The organism is Chryseobacterium sp. WLY505 (assembly GCF_030846215.1).
GTDB lineage: Bacteria > Bacteroidota > Bacteroidia > Flavobacteriales > Weeksellaceae > Chryseobacterium.
This window is the reverse complement of the sequence record NZ_JAVCWI010000014.1, coordinates 39493-57258: the sequence shown is the minus strand read 5'-3', so window position 1 is coordinate 57258 and position 17766 is coordinate 39493. Positions and strand designations below refer to the sequence as shown.

Below are 17766 nucleotides of genomic sequence, written 5' to 3'. Positions count from 1 at the left end.
CTAGAAATGAAAAAATTACTCTTAACTCTTACTGTTGCGGCGGTATTCCAAAATTTGTCAGCACAGGAAATCACTTTAGATAAAATATATTCAGGATATTACCGCGGAAAAGGGATTGCGGGAATCTCTTCCATGAAAAACGGAGAGAATTATCTTGTGATTGAATCCTCAGGAATTGCAAAATATTCTTATAAAACTTCTCAGAAGGAAGGAAATGTTGTAGACGGAAAATTCGAAAGCTATATTTTTTCTGATGACGAATCTAAAATTCTTTTACAGACAGGAAGCCAGCCTATTTACAGACATTCTTTTCTAGGCAAATTTGATGTAAAAGATTTGAAATCCGGGAAAGTAATAAGTCTGAATGAAGGAAAACCTGTTCAGGAACCTACATTTTCACCAGATGCTACCAAAGTGGCTTTTATTTCCGACAATAATCTTTTCTATCAGGATCTTAGCTCAGGAAAAATCACACAGATTACTACCGATGGTAAAAAGAATTCTATCCTGAATGGTTTGGCAGACTGGGTATATGAGGAAGAATTCGGGCATGCAAGACAATACGAATGGACAAAAAATTCTGATGCCATCGTATTTGTGAAGTCTGACGAAAGCCAGGTTCCGGAGATCTACATTCCTATTTACGGGAAAAACCTTTATCCGGCTGAAATGCGCTATAAATATCCTAAAGCAGGCGAAAAAAACTCAGTTGTTTCAGCACAGCTATACCGTCTTGACAATGGAAAAACAACGCAGCTGAACTTAGGTTCTTTCAAAAACTACTATATTCCGAATGTATTCCAGACCGCAAAAGCAGATGAAATTGTTTTAATTACTTCTGAAAGGATTCAGAATGCATCAGATATCTTAAAAGTAAATACCAAAACAGGTGCAGTTCAGAAATTATTTACTGAAACAGATGAAAAATGGGTAGATACCGATGGCCCTACTCTTGAATTCCTTGAGGATGATTCATTCCTTTGGGCTTCTGAGAGAGATGGAAACCGCCATCTTTATTGGTATGACAAAGATGGAAAACTAAAAAAACAAATTACTAAAGGAAACTGGGAGGTAACCGATTATTATGGGTTTAATCCAAAGTCCAAAGAAATTTTTGTTCAGACTACTGAAAAAGGAAGCATCAATAAGGTAATTTCCAAAGTAAATATTGAAAACGGAAAAACCCAGCTGATCTCCAATGCAGAAGGAAATAACTCTGCAAACTTCAGCAAAAACTATAATTATTTCATCGAAACGTCTTCTACAGCAGCAAAACCTTATACATACGTTTTAAAAGACGGTAACGGGAAAGCAGTAAAAGAGCTTCAGAACAACAATGATCAGTTACAGAAACTAAAGGCTGATAATTTTGTTGAAAAGGAATTCATCACGATTCCAAACGCTGTAGGCGATCAGATGAATGCCTGGATCATGAAGCCTAAAAACTTTGATCCGAACAAGAAATATCCTTTATTTATGTTCCAGTATTCCGGGCCTGGATCTCAGCAGGTAGCCAACTCATGGGATAACGGAAACGCCATGTGGTTCAATCACCTTGTACAAAAAGGATATATTGTCGCTTGTGTAGACGGACGTGGCACAGGTTACAAAGGAGCAAAATACAAAAAGGTTACCTATATGAATTTAGGAAAATATGAGATCGAAGATCAGATCACTGCAGCTAAGTGGTTCGGAAACCAATCTTATATTGACAAAAGCAGAATCGGAATGTTCGGATGGAGCTTCGGGGGTTATATGACCAGTTTAGCAATGACTAAAGGAGCTGATGTTTTCAAAGTGGGAATTGCTGTAGCACCGGTAACCAACTGGAGATATTATGACTCTGTGTACACAGAAAGATTTATGAGAACACCTCAGGAAAATCCTGATGGATATGATAAAAATTCTCCTACGGAATATGCTAACTTATTAAAAGGCAAATTTCTATTAATTCACGGAACGGCTGATGATAACGTTCACTTCCAGAATTCTATGGAGTTTTCAGAAGCTTTGATTCAAAACAAAAAACAGTTTGATTTCATGGCTTATCCTGATAAAAACCACGGAATCTATGGGGGACAGACAAGACCTCAGTTATACCAGAAAATGACGGATTTCATCCTGAATAATCTATAATATTCAATTTATAACTCATAAAAAATCCCTTTCAGAAATTCTGAAAGGGATTTTCATTACTTAGGGTATTTCACCGCTTTATCCAGTTCTATAGGATTATTAAAGGCTTTTAACTTTTTTCTTTCGTTGGCTTCTGCAGGTTTCAGCTGTTCTTTAGACAAGACTGTTCCGTCCTCCAACAACAATTTCTGCCCTTCGCGCATAGTTAAATTTCCATTAAATGCATATTTAAAAGGATTGGAATAGAGGTCCAACCTTAGTTTATTTAAATCTTTTTGGGTAACGGGAATTGCTCTGGATATAGAGGCATTCAATGAATTACGTTGATAAGCATCCGGAATCTTTTCACTCTTAATCACATTAAAATAATAATTCTTTTCTGTATCATACAATTCCATAATCAATCCCGGTAATCCGTTAAACTTATAAGGCCCGTAAGGCATCGGAATATCTTTAGTAAACCATGCGATCCAGTTCCTCCCTCCGAACTGTGTAGTAGCTTTTTGAAGCTGGAAATTAGTGGAACCCTTTATACTGTCTGTAATATTCCATTGTTGTTTTGCTTCCTCAGATATTTTATAAAAATTTACATCTCCGATATATTCATAGTTTTGGTATATATTATCATCCTTCTTTTTTATTAAAAAAGAAGTCAGCCTGTTGCCTTTAAATGCATATTGCCCGGTAGCAATAAATAATGAATCACTAATATAATTCAGTCTATTATAATAAGCAATATCATCTTTTGTGATATCCAGATAATAATTTTCCCTGGTGATATCTTTTGAGGTGGAATCTTTCTTGTATTTCATCTCATAGATGAACCTGTTCTGAGCAAACATCATGCATGTTCCCAGCAATATAAATAATAAGTTTTTCATAATAATTTAATTTTCAGATAATAATTCCGGGATAAAGAACTCCAGATCTGCTCTTTCATACTGAACCGGATATTCAGACAAATTATTTTTGAAAAACTTATAGTTTCTTCTGAATTTCATTTTTTTATTGAGCTCACATTCATTTTTTCAATAGATCAATCTCAATGATATTATTATCTTTTTTTAATCTTTCTTTTGTTAATCGATCAACATCCCGTACTATTTCAGCACCTTTCCGGAAATTACCTAAATTATCTTTTTGATCTATGATCTTTCCTTGCATATAAAGTTGCCTGGTTTCTGCAGCAGGATCATTTCTATATTTTTGAAAGAGTTCTCTAAATTTATTCTCATTTAATATAATATCTTTAGTTTTTGAGTTTAGCTCAGGATATTTAATATCATCAGAAATGTTTTTAATTTCTACTAAATTATAAATATGACTTTTAGTACCATCCTCAATTTTTACAATTAAACCAGGAAGTCCATGAAATTTATACGGTCCATCTGGAATTGGGATATCTAAAGTAAACCAGGCGATCCATTTTCTTCCAACAAAATCTAAAGAAGCTTTTTGGGTATCATAACCAAAAAATTTTTGTCTCTCAGGAAGGATATTCCAATTCATTTTTCTATCATCTTTTACTCTAATTTTATCTAATCCGTAGTCACTTGTTAAAAAGAATATATCATTTTTCTTCTTTTCTATTTTGTACAGTATATCTGCATTAGGTATATAAAATTTACCCTTTTCAGCTTCAGCTACAGATATTGAATCTTCATTATACTTATGCTGACTGTAGAATAAGGATCTGCTATCAGAGATATCTAAAAACATAAATTCTTTTACAACATGAGTCCTATTCGTTGAGTCAGGAATAAAGGAGTATTCATAAATAAATCTTTTATTCTGACTAAAAATCAATTGTGAGTACAACAGGAATAGGATAATGATAATTTTCATAACAGTAAATTTAAATAAAGAATACATCCTATAAAGTGCCGGATGTATTCTTTCCTATTTATATTAAAATTAAACAGCAACTAAATGTGATCCCTCAGAACAAGAAACAGATCCAGATTGCTCTACAGAAACAGTCACCGTTGCACTACATACTTGTGGGTTTCTGTCTGAGCAACATTTATAGCTACATCCTGTATCTCCACTTGGTTGGAAAGGCCCACCTCCTATTAAACCTTTCAAATTTTCTCTCGAAATCTTTTTCAATTTTTTCATAATAAATGTTTTTTTTAATAACGTGTCATTATTGACATTTTGAAACTAGAAAACAAATATCACTTTATAGAGAAATCTTATTGTATATTTCGTGTACAATCCCTTATTACACTATTTATATTCTGTGTACAAGTTAAATCCAACAATATAAATCACTCTTTACACTTAAAATTTTATATTTATTTCATTAATCATTTAGGTAAGTATTATTTATTTTATCAATTGAAATTAAAAAGCTATTTTTGGGAAATTTGAAAATTGATTATATGAAGACTAAACATCCTAAAGGGCTTCCCTTTCTCTTTTTTACAGAAATGTGGGAGCGTTTCGGGTACTACCTGATTCTTGGAATCTTTGTTCTCTATGTTATTGAGCCTACGGGCATGAAGGGCGGACTTGGACTTCCGGATAAAACTGCTGATGACATTTTCGGAACTTATATTGCCTTAACTTATCTGACTCCCTTTATTGGAGGATTCCTGGCAGACAGAGTGTTAGGATATATTAAATCTATTTATCTTGGAGGTTTTTTAATGGCTGCAGGATATATAGGTATGGGAGTTTTTAAAGACTTACCTCTGTTTTATGCCTCTCTGGCTTTAATTATTATCGGAAACGGTTTCTTTAAACCTACTATTTCAACATTATTAGGAAACCTTTATTCAGAAGAACCTTATAAAGCAAATAAAGACTCAGGATATAATATTTTCTATATGGGAATCAATATCGGAGCATTTATCTGTAATATTATTGCGGCTTTTATGCGTAATAAATTCGGCTGGGGTGAAGCTTTCATCACTGCTGGTGTAGGAATGCTGATCGGAATGGTTATATTCACTATAGGAAGAAAGCATTATATCCACGCTGCACAGATGAAACCTGTACAGGAAGGAGATACCAAGCTTTCAGAAATTCTGATCAAAGTATTTGTTCCTGCTATCGTTGCCGGAGCAATAGGTTGGTTTATTCCTGGAAATATTTTTGGAAGTGACAGTACGGATGCCTTTATTTTCGCCTGTGTACCCGTTATTTATTTCTATGCATCTCTTTACTTTAAAGCTAAACCTGATGAAAAAGCCTCTATCGGAGCATTACTTTCTGTATTCCTGATCAGTATGTTCTTCTGGGCGGTCTTCAAACAAAACGGTACAGCTTTAACAAGATGGGCTAATTATTACACGGACAGAAGTGTTCCTGCTTCTCTTGAAAAGCCATTGGAAGGAATTTATATGGTGGATGGGAAGAGCTATGAAGATAAAGAAACTCCTGTTTATGATAACCAGTTCCGTTCTCAGAAAGATGATAATGGGGAGACTAAAAAGGAAATGGGAAAAGATGTATACTTTAAAAACATATCCCCTGAGCAGCGTGCTGCTCTTGAGAAAAATCCGGAAAACAAAGTTTATCTATACAATACAGAATTATTCCAATCTATCAATCCGTTCTGGGTTATTGCGTTAACTCCTGTTATTGTAGGGTTTTGGGCATTATTGAGAAGAAAAGGAAAAGAACCATTGACGCCTACCAAGATTGTTTTAGGACTATTTATTTCGGGACTTTCTTGTTTGGTAATGGTTTTAGCGGTAATGGCCGGAGAGAATGGCGCTGTAAAAGTATCTCCTCTATGGCTGGTTGCCAGTTATGGAGTGATTACCATCGGAGAATTATGCTTATCTCCAATGGGACTTTCCTTTGTATCCAAACTTTCGCCTGCAAGGATTACAGCATTGATGATGGGAGGATTTTTCCTGGCTAACTCAGTTGGAAATAAGCTTTCAGGAATTCTGGCAAGTACATGGTACAATTACGAAAACAAAACGAATTATTTCCTTGTTAACTTCGCTTTGTTAATATTTGCTACACTTTTAGGTCTTTCTATGTTAAAAAGACTGAATAAGATTATGACAGAAAAAGGGCATTAAAATGCTTAATATTATAACAATAACTAAGCTGCGGAATAGTCCCGCAGCTTTTTTATTTAAAAATAAAATTAAAACCTTGCCAAAAACCCAAAATAAACTATATTTGTCAGTCTTAACAAAAATTAACAATAGAAATGGATAATATTGAAGCATTGAGTCCGAAACCGGATGAATTTGTAGAGAATAAGAATTCCAGGCATCCTAAAGGATTATGGGTTCTTTTCGGAACAGAAATGTGGGAGCGTTTCAACTTTTATGGAATGAGAGCTCTTTTGACGCTCTTCATGGTAAATTCCTTATTAATAAAAGAAGCTGATGCAGCAATCATCTATGGTGGATTTCTAGCTTTATGTTATTTAACACCTCTTTTGGGAGGATTTATTGCTGATAAATATATCGGAAACAGATATGCGATCATCATTGGTGGATCATTAATGGCTATTGGCCAGTTCTTATTATTCATCAGTGCCTCTACTTTCTCAGCGGATATTGGTAGTGCTAAACTTATCATGTGGCTGGCATTATTCGTGATCATTTTTGGTAACGGATTCTTCAAACCGAATATTTCTTCAATGGTGGGAAGCCTTTATCCAAAACAGGAAAAATCTAAACTGGATTCTGCCTTCACTATTTTCTACATGGGGATCAACATCGGGGCTTTCCTTGGTCAGTTTATCTGTCCATACGTAGGAGACGTAAAAGATGCTGCAACCGGAGTAAGAGATATCTTCGCATTCAAATGGGGATTCTTAGCCGCTTCTATTGCGATGGTAATCGGAACTGTTACCTTCTTTATCCTTAAAAATAAATATGTAGTAACTCCTGAAGGAAGACCTATCGGGGGATTACCGAAAAACAATACAAGTGCTGACTTTGAAGAAGGAGAAACACAAACTGCTAAATTCTCTGGCCAGGCTTTAGGAATCACTGGTGGAATATTTGTTGTTTTATTCTTCGTTTTCAGATACCTTCTTGTAGGTGAATTTGGATTCAACTCCGTAGAAATGGGACAGTTGATTAAAGGGATCATTTATCCATTCATCTATTCGGCTGGTATTGCTCTAGCATTCTTAATTATGTCTTCTGCAGAAAATAAAGTGGAAAGACAGAGAATCTGGGTAATCTACATCGTATCATTCTTTATTATCTTTTTCTGGGCAGCATTTGAGCAGGCTGGATCTTCATTAACGTTTATTGCAGATAACCAGACTGACAGAAACATTTTCGGATGGAATATGCCGCCTTCAATGGTTCAGATCTTTAATGGTATTTTCGTAGTTCTTTTAGCGGTTCCTTTCAGTTTATGCTGGGACAAGTTAAGAGCTAAAGGAAAAGAGCCTGTATCTCCGTTCAAGCAAGCAATGGGATTAGCATTGATCGCTCTTTCTTATTTCATTATTGCACACAATGTAAAAGATCTTGGAAACTCAGGTCTGTTAGCCATCAAATGGTTAATGTTACTCTATTTCATCCAGACTTGTGGTGAGCTTTGTCTTTCTCCAATTGGTTTATCATTGGTTGGTAAACTGGCTCCGAAAAGATTTGCTTCATTACTTTATGGTGTTTTCTTCATTTCTAACGCTGCCGGTTATGCATTGGCAGGTTCATTAGGAGCACTCATCCCTGCAACAGGTGATAAATTTAAGAAAGCTGAAGAAATGGGTATTAATCTGCAGGATGTTTTAGATAAAAAAGTAACCTTGACAGCAGATCAGGTTGCTGCTTTTGATAAAGCTCAGTTACCATTACACAACCCTACTTTTGTAGGATTTGAAATCCACAATCTATTCGAATTCTTCATGGTATTCGTAGTACTTTGTGGGATTGCTTCTGTAATCTTAGGTTTAATTTCACCTATCCTGAAGAAAATGATGCATGGTGTAAACTAATTGTATCAACAAAATATAATAAAACCTCTGCCAAGTCAGAGGTTTTTTTTATTTTCGTATGATGGAAATTTCCGAAGATTCTTTATTCCAATCCGTAAAGGAAATCATTAGACAATCGCGCGAAAAAGTGTTTCGTATAGCGAATTCTACTCTACTGCTCACTTACTGGCAGATTGGAAAATTGATTGTTGAAGATGAACAACAGGGAAGAGAACGTGCAGAATACGGAAAATATACACTGAAAAAACTTTCTCAGAAGCTTACCTTAGAATTTGGGAAGGGGTTTGATGAAAGTAATTTAAGAAATATGCGCTCTTTTTATCATACATTTCCAATATGTGACGCGTTGCGTCACGAATTGAGCTGGACCCATTACAGATTATTGATAAGGCTTGACAATGCCGATAAAATGGATTATTATATCAATGAGTCCATTCAGAATAACTGGAACTATAGAGATCTCAAAAGACAAATCAATTCCCTTGCTTACGAAAGAGTTTTAGAGCATAAAAAATCTTCTCCGGAAACTATTCACAGTGTTTTAAAAGATCCTTATATTTTTGAATTCCTTGGTTTAAAAGCTGATGAACAATTCTCTGAAAAGGAAATTGAAACAGCCATTATTGATCATATTCAAAAGTTTTTACTGGAGTTTGGGAAAGGTTTTGCTTTCGTAGCCAGACAACAACATATTTCAACGGATACATCGGATTTTTATATTGACCTTGTCTTCTATAATTACATCTTAAAATGCTTTGTCATCATTGATTTGAAAACCGGAGAACTCTCTCATCAGGATATCGGACAGATTGATATGTATGTAAGAATGTATGATGATCTGAAACGCGGTGAAGGTGATAATCCGACCATCGGAATTTTATTATGTTCAGAAAAGGATGAGACCATTGTAAAATATTCCGTTTTGAATGATAAAAACAATTTATTTGCCAGTAAATACCTGCTGTACCTCCCAAAAGAAGAAGAATTAAAACAAATTATTGACCAGGACAGAATCCGTTTTGAACTGGATCAGAAAGATAAAAACCCTTAATTAGAACTTAATCATATATCATTATGAGCTTAACTTTAGATGAAATACAAAATTTCAAAGGAAAGTATCCCAGACAAATCTGGAGCCTGTTTTTCTCTGAAATGTGGGAACGCTTCTGTTTCTACGGAATGCGTGGAATGCTGGTTTTCTTTATGATTTCACAGCTTAATTTCCATGAAAAAGAAGCCAACCTTCAATATGGTGCCACCCAGGCATTCGTATATGCCTTTACCTTTGTTGGTGGACTTTTTGCTGATAAAATCTTAGGATTCCGAAAGTCTCTTTTCTGGGGCGGTCTTCTGATGATCGTAGGAAGTTTAATTCTTGCTACCGATCCCCATAAATTCTTTTTCTTAGGAATAGCATTCACCGTAGTTGGGACAGGTTTCTTCAAACCTAATATTTCATCAATGGTTGGACAGCTTTACAAACCTAATGACTCTAGAGCAGACGCAGGTTTTTCGCTTTTCTATGCCGGAATTAATCTTGGAGCTTTACTAGGTGGTTACTTATGTATTGCAATAGGTAAAGGAGAATTTTTAAGCAACATTATTGCAGAAGAAATGAGATGGCATATTGCTTTTGGATTAGCTTCAATAGTAATGGTCGTAAGCTTGATCAATTTTGTCTTTACACAAAGAACATTAGGGACTATCGGTTTACAGCCGGGCCACCCTTTAGCAGAGGTAAAAACAGCTCCGATACCGAAATGGAAAGAATACGGAGTATATGTCTTGTCTTTAGTTTTTGTACCCATCATCATGACCATGGTAGCCAAGACAGAATATACAGATTATTTTATGTGGACCATCGGGCCTTTAACTTTGATCTATTTATTCTATGAAATGTCTAAAGTAACGGCTTCAGAGCGCAAAAAACTTTGGGCAGCTTTGGTTTTCATTATATTTTCAATCATATTCTGGGGAATCTATGAGCAAAGTGGAGGTTCTTTAAGTATTTTCGCTGCCAAAAACCTGAATAAGGATCTTTTCGGATTAGACCCAAATGGGGTGAATAACTCAGGAGGCGCTTTCTTCATCATTTTCCTTGCTCCATTGATCGGACTTCTCTGGATCTGGCTGAACAAAAGAAAAATTGAACCCAACACGATTATCAAATTCGGATTAGGATTTATTTTCTTAGGATTAGGATATTACGTTTTATTTGCAACGCGCCTGTTCGCAGACCTTCAGGGAATCACTTCACTGAATTTCTTTACCCTGGCACTGCTTATTATTACCCTTGGGGAATTATGCCTCTCTCCTATCGGATTATCCATTATGACGAAGCTTTCAACCAAGAATCTTCAGGGAATGATGATGGGAATGTGGTTCCTTGCATCGGCCTATGGACAGTACGTTGCCGGGATTATCGGGGCAAGTCTTGCTACTTCAAAAGAAGGTTCCACCAACTATGATGCTTTGATCACTTATACCGATGGATATAAACAATTGGGATTATACGCGGTAATTGCCGGAGTGGTATTAATTTTGATATCTCCGTACGTGAAAAAATTAATGCAGGATGTAAAATAAAGAATAAGTAATTATGCTTATTTTTACCTAAATATCACAATATGAAGAAAATTTTAAGCATAATTCTCTTACTTTTAATAAATTTTAGTTTTGCCCAGGTAAAATGGATGACCATTGACGAAGCTTTAAAAGCCCAAAAGGAAAGTCCAAAAAAAATATTAATTGATTTCTATGCAGACTGGTGTGGTCCATGTAAAATAATGGATAAAAAAACATATGGCCATCCTGTACTGGCTCAGATTTTAAATGAAAATTATTATCCTGTAAAATTTAATGCAGAAGAAAAAAAGAGCATTGAAATCTTTGGAAGAACATTTTCAAATCCTAATGCTGAACATAAAAAGGGGAAAAATTCTCTGCATGAGTTTACACAGTATATGAATGTAGGGGCTGTTCCAAGCACAGTATTTCTGGATGAACATGGCAATCCCATCACCATTCTTCAGGGCGAACTGTCTGCCAAAGAACTGGAACCTTATCTGGAACTGATCTCAAAAGATTTGTTTAAAAAGATTAAAACCAGAGAACAATGGGAGGATTATCAGAAAAAATTCAAATCTAAAATTAAAGATTAATTGAGAACTTCGAAACAGGATTTTCTCTTTCAATTCTAAAAATTCACTATAGAGGCTTCCAATTTTTTGGAAGTCTTTTTTATTTTACCGAAATTCGAACCTTTATTTTTTATCATCTGAAATAAGGATCAAAAAATTCGAAAAACAGCATCCTGAAACCTGACAATGAATCTCGAAACCTCCATAGAATACGTAAAAGGAATAGGTCCGGAAAGAGCCAAACTCATCAAAAGTGTGTTGGGTCTATCTACCGTAGAAGACATGTTGAATTTCTATCCTATCCGTTATCTGGACAAAAGTAAAATCTATACTGTTTCTCAACTCAGAGAAGAAACCAGTCAGGAAATACAATTGAAGGGAAAAATTACTCAGGTACAGGAAATTCAGACCGGTAAAACCAAACGATTATCAGCAAAGTTCAATGATGAAACAGGCAGTATAGATCTGGTTTGGTTTCAATATTCAAAGTGGCTGAAAGAACAGCTTCCAATCAACAGGGAAGTTTATATTTTCGGGAAGATCAATGTTTTCAACCGTCAGTTTTCTATGCCACATCCGGAAATTGAAGCAGAAGAAAAAAAAGAGGGAGACACTCGTCTTAAACCCATTTACCCGAGTTCTGAAAAACTAACCAAACGAGGATTGAATCAAAGATTTTTCCAGAATGCCTTAAGAAATATCTGCAAAGAAATTCCAAGTCTTATTGAAGAAAATTTCCCGGAATATCTGATGAAAACCTTTAAATTCATGTCCAGACAGCATGCTTTTCTGAATGTTCATTTTCCAAAAGATCAGGAACATTTTGATAAGGCAGATTACAGACTGAAATTTGAAGAATCGTTTTTCTTTCAGTTAGGATATGGCTTAAAGAAACTTCATCATAAAACACAATCCCACGGTAATCCTTTCCCGATTATTGGAGATCACTTCAATGATTTTTATGAAAACCATCTTCCTTTTGAGCTTACCAATGCACAGAAAAGGGTTTTAAAGGAAATAAGAATGGACATGAAAAGGCCGATTCAGATGAACAGGCTTTTGCAAGGTGATGTAGGATCAGGAAAAACGATGGTTGCCCTTCTTACCATGCTTATTGCCATGGACAATGGTTTTCAGAGCTGTCTCATGGCTCCCACAGAAATTTTGGCCCAACAGCATTACAATGGTATCAAAGGACTATTGGAAAAAACAGGAATCAATATCCGCCTACTTACAGGTTCTACCAAAGCAGCAGAAAGAAGAATCATCCATGAAGAACTGGAAAATGGTACACTTTCTATTTTAGTAGGTACTCATGCTGTGTTAGAAGACAAGGTTAAATTTAAAAATCTGGGATTAGCCATTATTGATGAACAGCATAGATTCGGGGTTGCTCAAAGGGCTAAACTGTGGGCTAAAAATAAGATTCCACCCCATATTCTGGTGATGACTGCCACTCCTATTCCAAGAACTCTGGCCATGAGTTTTTATTCCGATCTTGATGTTTCCGTGATTGACGAGATGCCAGTGGGGAGAAAGCCTATTATCACAGCTCACCGCCGGGAAAAAGACAGATTGTATGTATATAACTTCTGTAAAGATGAAATTAAAAAAGGCAGACAGGTTTATTTCGTATATCCTCTCATCGAGGAATCGGAAACCCTGGATTATAAAAACCTGATGGAAGGTTTGGAGCATGTGATGGATTATTTTTCAGAATACAATGTGACCATGCTTCACGGGAAAATGAAACCGGATGAAAAAGATGCTGCGATGGCTTATTTTGCATCGGGAAAAGCTGAGATAATGGTTGCAACAACGGTAATTGAAGTGGGAGTAAACGTTCCGAATGCTTCGGTAATGGTGATTGAAAGTTCTGAAAGATTCGGACTATCACAGCTTCACCAGCTCAGAGGGCGTGTAGGAAGAGGTGCTGAACAGAGTTACTGTATCCTGATGACCTCCGATAAATTATCAAAAGAAAGCAGAACACGCATTAAAACAATGACTGAAACCAATGATGGCTTTAAAATTTCTGAGGTGGATATGCAGCTTCGCGGCCCCGGAGATATATTGGGTACTCAGCAAAGTGGTGTGGTAGATTTTAAAAGACTGGATCTTATTAATGATTCTGCGATCATCAAAACAACAAAAAATACAGTAGAAAAAATACTTGAAGCAGATCCTATGCTTTCAAGACCTGATAATCTGATCATCAAAAATTATTATATCAGATACTACAAAGGAAAAAATAAGTGGAGTAAAATATCATAAAAAAACCGCAGAAAAAAACTTCCTGCGGCCCCCTTATAAAACTGTTATTTAGAAGAAATTACTTTTTGGTATGTCCAAAAAAAATTTATTTTAATAGTTCAGGCTTAATATTTTGTGATGTGGTGTGAAAATATTTATATAACAATATAATAATGAGCTAAAACCATAACTATTAAAATAAATTATAAAAAACAAAATGAATTATTTTTTCCAACTTGCTTATTATAAAAACTAACTGTTTTTCGGTGGAGATGAGGGAATGAAACGAATAAAAATATCTCCAACTACTTATTGAGTTTTCATGATTGTACCGTTTTGTTTAAAGATCTTCTGTGCTTTATAATTGGAAAATTAGTATAATCCATTTTGTTTAACTAACATCGTGATTTATATAATTTTGTTCTTTAGAAACAATTACTTTTCATTCACCTGTATCTTCTACTATATAATCAAATTTGTGTCTCAGTTTACTTTTACAAATGTCAGTATATTAATTCAGATGCCTTTTATATTATTTTAATTATTAGTTATAAAATTTTCACCTATTTGTGAATAGTATGCTATAAATACGATTTAGAATTTATTAATATTAAATTAATAAATCCCTTATTTATAGTACTTTCAAGATAAAATTATCTTTATTCAACCCTGAAGTATGATACTGCCAATTGATGGTAATAACTTCTGTAAGCACCTTTTTAAGCTTCTCAAAACACTCCGGTTTTTTCATAAAAATATGCGCTCCTTGTACAAAAATATCTTCTATTTCACTTTCAGGAATAGCATCTGAAAAAATAGCCGTTACCATATTGCTGAATTTTGAATTCGAACTGATATCCTTCAGGCATTCCATGCTTTCTTTTCCGGGAATTCTGTAATTGATAAAAACAAGTTCAGGAACTACGGCATCATCATTATTCAGGTATTCCATGAGACTGTTCCCATTACTGAAACATTGAACTTTTATAGAGATTTTCAACTCTTTCAGAATATTTTTAAAAAAAATCAAAGTGTTTTCATCGTTATCTGCTACAATTACGTTCAGAAATTCTTTATTCATACTGCATTTTAGGGTTTATTACCGTGCTTTGTGCTCTTCTTCGTTTGCCTATAATTTTTTGAAACTGGGATGGAGTGATCCCTGTTGTATTTTTGAACTGGGTACTCAAATGCGCCACACTGGAATAATTCAGCTTATGAGCTATTTCTGTAAGGCTTTGTTTGTTTCTTATGATCAAAGCCTTTGCATGCTCAATCTTTTGCAGAATAATAAAATTCTCTATAGAGGTATAAGCAACTTCTGAAAAAAGATTGGAAAGATATCCGTAGCTGTGATTCAGCTTTTCAGAAATATAGATGGAGGCTTTTACGGGTATAATTTCATCAGAAAAGACGAGTTCTACAATAGTATCTTTTATTTTCTGAACCAGCGCGCTTTTTTGGCTTTCTATGATCTCGATTCCATAATCTTCAAGATTTTTCTTGAAAAGATTGTGCTGTTCCTGTGTAAGGGGCTCATAGAATTCCACTTCACCGAAGTTCAGTAATCTGTACTTCAGCCCGTGTTCTTTAAGTTTTTCGTCCAATACCTTTTTACAAAGGGCATTGAAATCAAATTTAACATACATTTTCATCCTAGTATATATAAGCCAATATTATTTAGTAAATATAATAATTTATTTCAAGTAAATGTGAAATAGGTGTATATTTTTAATATTTTACGATATATACGAAAAAACTCCTGTATTTTAGAATACAGGAATTTAAACACTAAGGATGAAAAAAATATACTGATAAAAAGCTTTTCAGCTCAAAACCAAGCATATGAATGTATTGTATAAGTGATTTGGTTCTGAAGCAAAGATGAATCAAAAAAAGAAATCACTTGTTATAGAATTACAGGATAAAGTTACAAAATTTTAAGTCAATTATCTGTGAATTAGATACTCCATAAGATAATCATCCATCACAAAACCGTTACCAATATCAAAAACGCCTTCGTCATACACTTTGTATCCCTGGGATTCGTAGAAGTTTCTGGCAGCATTGTATTTATTAACATTCAGGATAATTCTGTTGTTTCCGTTTTCAGAAACTTTTTTATTCAGAAACTGAAGGGCTCCTTTCCCAAATCCTTTTCCTTTACTCTCAGGAACCAGATAAATCCTGTGTAACTTGGTGGTTTTCTCCTCATAGTTGTGCTCATATCCGATAAAGCCTTCACTGGTATTACTACTTTCATCCTGAATAAGATAATAATGATAATACGGATTTTGAAAATGATGTAAAATTTCCTTTTCAGAATACATTTCTGAGAGCATAAACTCCATTTGTTTTTTCGAAAGAATGTCTGCATAAGCATTTTCCCATGATCGTCTTGCAAGATCCTGAATCAAAGGGATATCTGCTTCTGTTGCCTGTTGTAATTTCATGACTGGTTATATTATGATGATTAAAAAAAGTGAAAAGCCTAAACTTTTCACTCCTTATATTGTTCAATGATGACTGATGAGTTTTAACATGATTAAAATTCATTTTGCCGGTTCATTATTAAATTGTAGCCATTTCAGCTTTAATTTTTGCATGAAGACCTTCTGAAGCTTTCACCAAAGGAAGTCTCAGGTAATTTTTGATGATTCCTTTTTCTGCCAGGATTACTTTGATACCACAAGGGTTACCTTCTGCAAAAATCAGACGGGTAATATCTACCAGTTTGTTGTGAATTTCATAAGCTTCTTTTACCTTACCCTCGAAAGCCAGCTGTACCATCGTGGAGAACTCTTTAGGATATGCCTGCCCGATTACGGAAATTACTCCATCTCCTCCTGCAAGAGTTACCGGCAATGTATATTCATCATCTCCTGAAACTAAAGAAAATCCTTCAGGTTTCTTTCTCAGAATATCAAAATACTGAAGAATATTAGGAGAAGCTTCCTTAATCAGGAATAAGTTAGGAAATTCCTTTGCAAGACGAAGCGTAGTATCTGCTTCAACATTTTGTCCTGTTCTTGACGGAACATTATAAATAATAATATTTTTTCCTGTGGAAGCTAAAGCTTTATAATGTTGATAAAGACCTTCCTGGTTGGGTTTATTATAATATGGAGATACTGAAAGTACGGCTTCAAATGCAGAAAGATCTGCTTCTTCAATCTGTTTCTTGACGTCAAGAGTATCGTTACCGCCAATTCCCAAAACTAAGGGAAGACGTTTATTATTCACCTTAATGATATGCTCAATTACCTGTTTCTTCTCCTCAGCAGAAAGCGTTGCGGCTTCTGCCGTTGTTCCCAATACAACTAAATAATTGGTTCCGTTTTCGATATTGTACTCCACCAGTTTTGTTAAACTGTCGAAGTCAACGGATAAATCTTCATTAAAGGGCGTTACCAATGCAACACCTACTCCTTTTAAAATGCTCATCTGTTAGAATTATTTTTGTCAAATTTAATAATTTACAGTAAGAATTTGTAATAAATAATAATGTTTTATTATACATATAGTTATATTTGCATATACTAAAAGAGATTATGAAAAATAAATTCTTGTTACTGGGAATTGCTCTGGTGTCGCTTACTGCATGCAAAACGGCTTCTGTGCCGCAGCTTGTGAATGTAAAGACCCAGAAAAATATTTCTATTAATAATGAGCTAAAGAATGATGAGGAGTTTGTAAAATTTATCGAACCTTATAAGCAGAAACTGGATAAAGAAATGAACCAGAAGATCTCACACACCAATGTGGATCTTACCAAACAGGGCGATAACAGCAATCTGGGTAATCTTTTAGCTGACTATACGTTTGAAGGAGGTAATGAATGGATCAAAACTCATCTTAAGCAAAACGTAGATGCTGCACTGATCAATATCGGAGGAATCCGAACCACTATTGGAAAAGGAGATATTTTACTTAAAAATGTATTTGAAGTAATGCCTTTTGAAAATGAAGTGGTAATTGTAAAAATGAAAGGAGCAGATTTACAGGGGCTTTTTGAGTATTATGCAAAAACGCAGGTCAACAATCCTGTTTCTCATTTATACATTGAAACAAAAAACGGACAGGTAATCAAAGCCTTAATCAACGGTAATACAGTAGATCCTGCTAAAGATTATTATATTGCGACTTCAGATTATCTTGCACTGGGAGGAGACAATATGAAATTCTTTGCTAAAGGAGAATCTATTGCTACAGGAATTAAAATGAGAGATTTATTTATCGATTATTTTAAAAAATCCCCTGAAGTGGTAGTCAATTCGGATGTTCGTTTAAATTTTATCGGGAAGTAAT

General features: G+C 34.7%; 15 protein-coding genes. 8 read left to right on the top strand and 7 right to left on the bottom strand.

The window, feature by feature from the left end; translation table 11 throughout:
- Positions 1 to 6 precede the first annotated feature (6 nt).
- Complete coding sequence (locus tag RAH34_RS20450) at positions 7 to 2136, top strand: S9 family peptidase (protein WP_306597347.1); 2130 nt, start codon at positions 7 to 9, stop codon at positions 2134 to 2136.
- 56 nt (positions 2137 to 2192) lie between these two features.
- Here the strand turns inward: RAH34_RS20450 and RAH34_RS20445 are convergent, their stop codons facing one another.
- From RAH34_RS20445 to RAH34_RS20435, 3 genes are all read right to left on the bottom strand, one after another.
- Positions 2193 to 3017 carry a GLPGLI family protein gene (locus RAH34_RS20445; RefSeq protein WP_306597346.1) on the bottom strand — a complete coding sequence of 275 codons (825 nt, stop codon included), beginning with the start codon at positions 3015 to 3017 and terminating at the stop codon, positions 2193 to 2195.
- A 139-nt stretch (positions 3018 to 3156) separates the two neighbouring features.
- Positions 3157 to 3981: a GLPGLI family protein gene (locus RAH34_RS20440; RefSeq protein WP_306597345.1), complete on the bottom strand. Its 825-nt coding sequence runs from the start codon at positions 3979 to 3981 to the stop codon at positions 3157 to 3159.
- A 69-nt stretch (positions 3982 to 4050) separates the two neighbouring features.
- Complete coding sequence (locus RAH34_RS20435; protein WP_306597344.1) at positions 4051 to 4254, bottom strand: hypothetical protein; 204 nt, start codon at positions 4252 to 4254, stop codon at positions 4051 to 4053.
- 266 nt (positions 4255 to 4520) lie between these two features.
- Here RAH34_RS20435 and RAH34_RS20430 point away from each other — a divergent pair, with 266 nt between their 5' ends.
- From RAH34_RS20430 to recG, 6 genes are all read left to right on the top strand, one after another.
- Positions 4521 to 6176 (top strand): peptide MFS transporter, encoded by a 1656-nt coding sequence (locus tag RAH34_RS20430; protein WP_306597343.1) that lies wholly within the window; start codon positions 4521 to 4523, stop codon positions 6174 to 6176.
- A gap of 134 nt (positions 6177 to 6310) precedes the next feature.
- Positions 6311 to 8065, top strand: a complete 1755-nt coding sequence (locus RAH34_RS20425) for a peptide MFS transporter (RefSeq protein ID WP_306597342.1) — start codon at positions 6311 to 6313, stop codon at positions 8063 to 8065.
- 58 nt (positions 8066 to 8123) lie between these two features.
- Entirely contained in the window at positions 8124 to 9116 is a 993-nt protein-coding gene (locus RAH34_RS20420; protein WP_306597341.1) for a YhcG family protein, read from the top strand.
- Between the two features lie 23 nt (positions 9117 to 9139).
- Positions 9140 to 10651, top strand: a complete 1512-nt coding sequence (locus RAH34_RS20415) for a peptide MFS transporter (protein ID WP_114820699.1) — start codon at positions 9140 to 9142, stop codon at positions 10649 to 10651.
- Positions 10652 to 10692: 41 nt separating this feature from the next.
- On the top strand, positions 10693 to 11226 hold the full coding sequence (locus RAH34_RS20410) for a thioredoxin family protein (RefSeq protein ID WP_114820698.1): 534 nt from the start codon (positions 10693 to 10695) through the stop codon (positions 11224 to 11226).
- 165 nt (positions 11227 to 11391) lie between these two features.
- Positions 11392 to 13479: an ATP-dependent DNA helicase RecG gene (gene recG / locus RAH34_RS20405; protein WP_306597340.1), complete on the top strand. Its 2088-nt coding sequence runs from the start codon at positions 11392 to 11394 to the stop codon at positions 13477 to 13479.
- A 610-nt stretch (positions 13480 to 14089) separates the two neighbouring features.
- Here the strand turns inward: recG and RAH34_RS20400 are convergent.
- The 4 genes from RAH34_RS20400 to dapA form a co-directional block, all read right to left on the bottom strand.
- Positions 14090 to 14539 (bottom strand): response regulator, encoded by a 450-nt coding sequence (locus RAH34_RS20400; protein ID WP_306597339.1) that lies wholly within the window; start codon positions 14537 to 14539, stop codon positions 14090 to 14092.
- The gene (locus RAH34_RS20395; protein ID WP_114820695.1) at positions 14532 to 15113 is read right to left on the bottom strand and encodes an AraC family transcriptional regulator; all 582 of its coding nucleotides are present in this window, start codon (positions 15111 to 15113) and stop codon (positions 14532 to 14534) included. The genes RAH34_RS20400 and RAH34_RS20395 overlap by 8 nt, the downstream gene beginning before the upstream one ends.
- Positions 15114 to 15407: 294 nt before the next feature.
- Positions 15408 to 15911 (bottom strand): GNAT family N-acetyltransferase, encoded by a 504-nt coding sequence (locus RAH34_RS20390; RefSeq protein ID WP_306597338.1) that lies wholly within the window; start codon positions 15909 to 15911, stop codon positions 15408 to 15410.
- 118 nt (positions 15912 to 16029) lie between these two features.
- Complete coding sequence (gene dapA / locus RAH34_RS20385) at positions 16030 to 16902, bottom strand: 4-hydroxy-tetrahydrodipicolinate synthase (RefSeq protein WP_114820693.1); 873 nt, start codon at positions 16900 to 16902, stop codon at positions 16030 to 16032.
- Positions 16903 to 17009: 107 nt separating this feature from the next.
- Between dapA and RAH34_RS20380 the strand changes: the two genes are divergently transcribed.
- Positions 17010 to 17765: a 5'-nucleotidase C-terminal domain-containing protein gene (locus RAH34_RS20380; protein WP_306597337.1), complete on the top strand. Its 756-nt coding sequence runs from the start codon at positions 17010 to 17012 to the stop codon at positions 17763 to 17765.
- Position 17766 lies beyond the last annotated feature (1 nt).

Coding starts and splice junctions, on each gene's coding strand:
- RAH34_RS20450 (WP_306597347.1), top strand. CDS start 7: ATGAAAAAATTACTCTTAACTCTTACTGTTGCGGCGGTATTCCAAAAT.
- RAH34_RS20445 (WP_306597346.1), bottom strand. CDS start 3,017: ATGAAAAACTTATTATTTATATTGCTGGGAACATGCATGATGTTTGCT.
- RAH34_RS20440 (WP_306597345.1), bottom strand. CDS start 3,981: ATGAAAATTATCATTATCCTATTCCTGTTGTACTCACAATTGATTTTT.
- RAH34_RS20435 (WP_306597344.1), bottom strand. CDS start 4,254: ATGAAAAAATTGAAAAAGATTTCGAGAGAAAATTTGAAAGGTTTAATA.
- RAH34_RS20430 (WP_306597343.1), top strand. CDS start 4,521: ATGAAGACTAAACATCCTAAAGGGCTTCCCTTTCTCTTTTTTACAGAA.
- RAH34_RS20425 (WP_306597342.1), top strand. CDS start 6,311: ATGGATAATATTGAAGCATTGAGTCCGAAACCGGATGAATTTGTAGAG.
- RAH34_RS20420 (WP_306597341.1), top strand. CDS start 8,124: ATGATGGAAATTTCCGAAGATTCTTTATTCCAATCCGTAAAGGAAATC.
- RAH34_RS20415 (WP_114820699.1), top strand. CDS start 9,140: ATGAGCTTAACTTTAGATGAAATACAAAATTTCAAAGGAAAGTATCCC.
- RAH34_RS20410 (WP_114820698.1), top strand. CDS start 10,693: ATGAAGAAAATTTTAAGCATAATTCTCTTACTTTTAATAAATTTTAGT.
- recG (WP_306597340.1), top strand. CDS start 11,392: ATGAATCTCGAAACCTCCATAGAATACGTAAAAGGAATAGGTCCGGAA.
- RAH34_RS20400 (WP_306597339.1), bottom strand. CDS start 14,539: ATGAATAAAGAATTTCTGAACGTAATTGTAGCAGATAACGATGAAAAC.
- RAH34_RS20395 (WP_114820695.1), bottom strand. CDS start 15,113: ATGAAAATGTATGTTAAATTTGATTTCAATGCCCTTTGTAAAAAGGTA.
- RAH34_RS20390 (WP_306597338.1), bottom strand. CDS start 15,911: ATGAAATTACAACAGGCAACAGAAGCAGATATCCCTTTGATTCAGGAT.
- dapA (WP_114820693.1), bottom strand. CDS start 16,902: ATGAGCATTTTAAAAGGAGTAGGTGTTGCATTGGTAACGCCCTTTAAT.
- RAH34_RS20380 (WP_306597337.1), top strand. CDS start 17,010: ATGAAAAATAAATTCTTGTTACTGGGAATTGCTCTGGTGTCGCTTACT.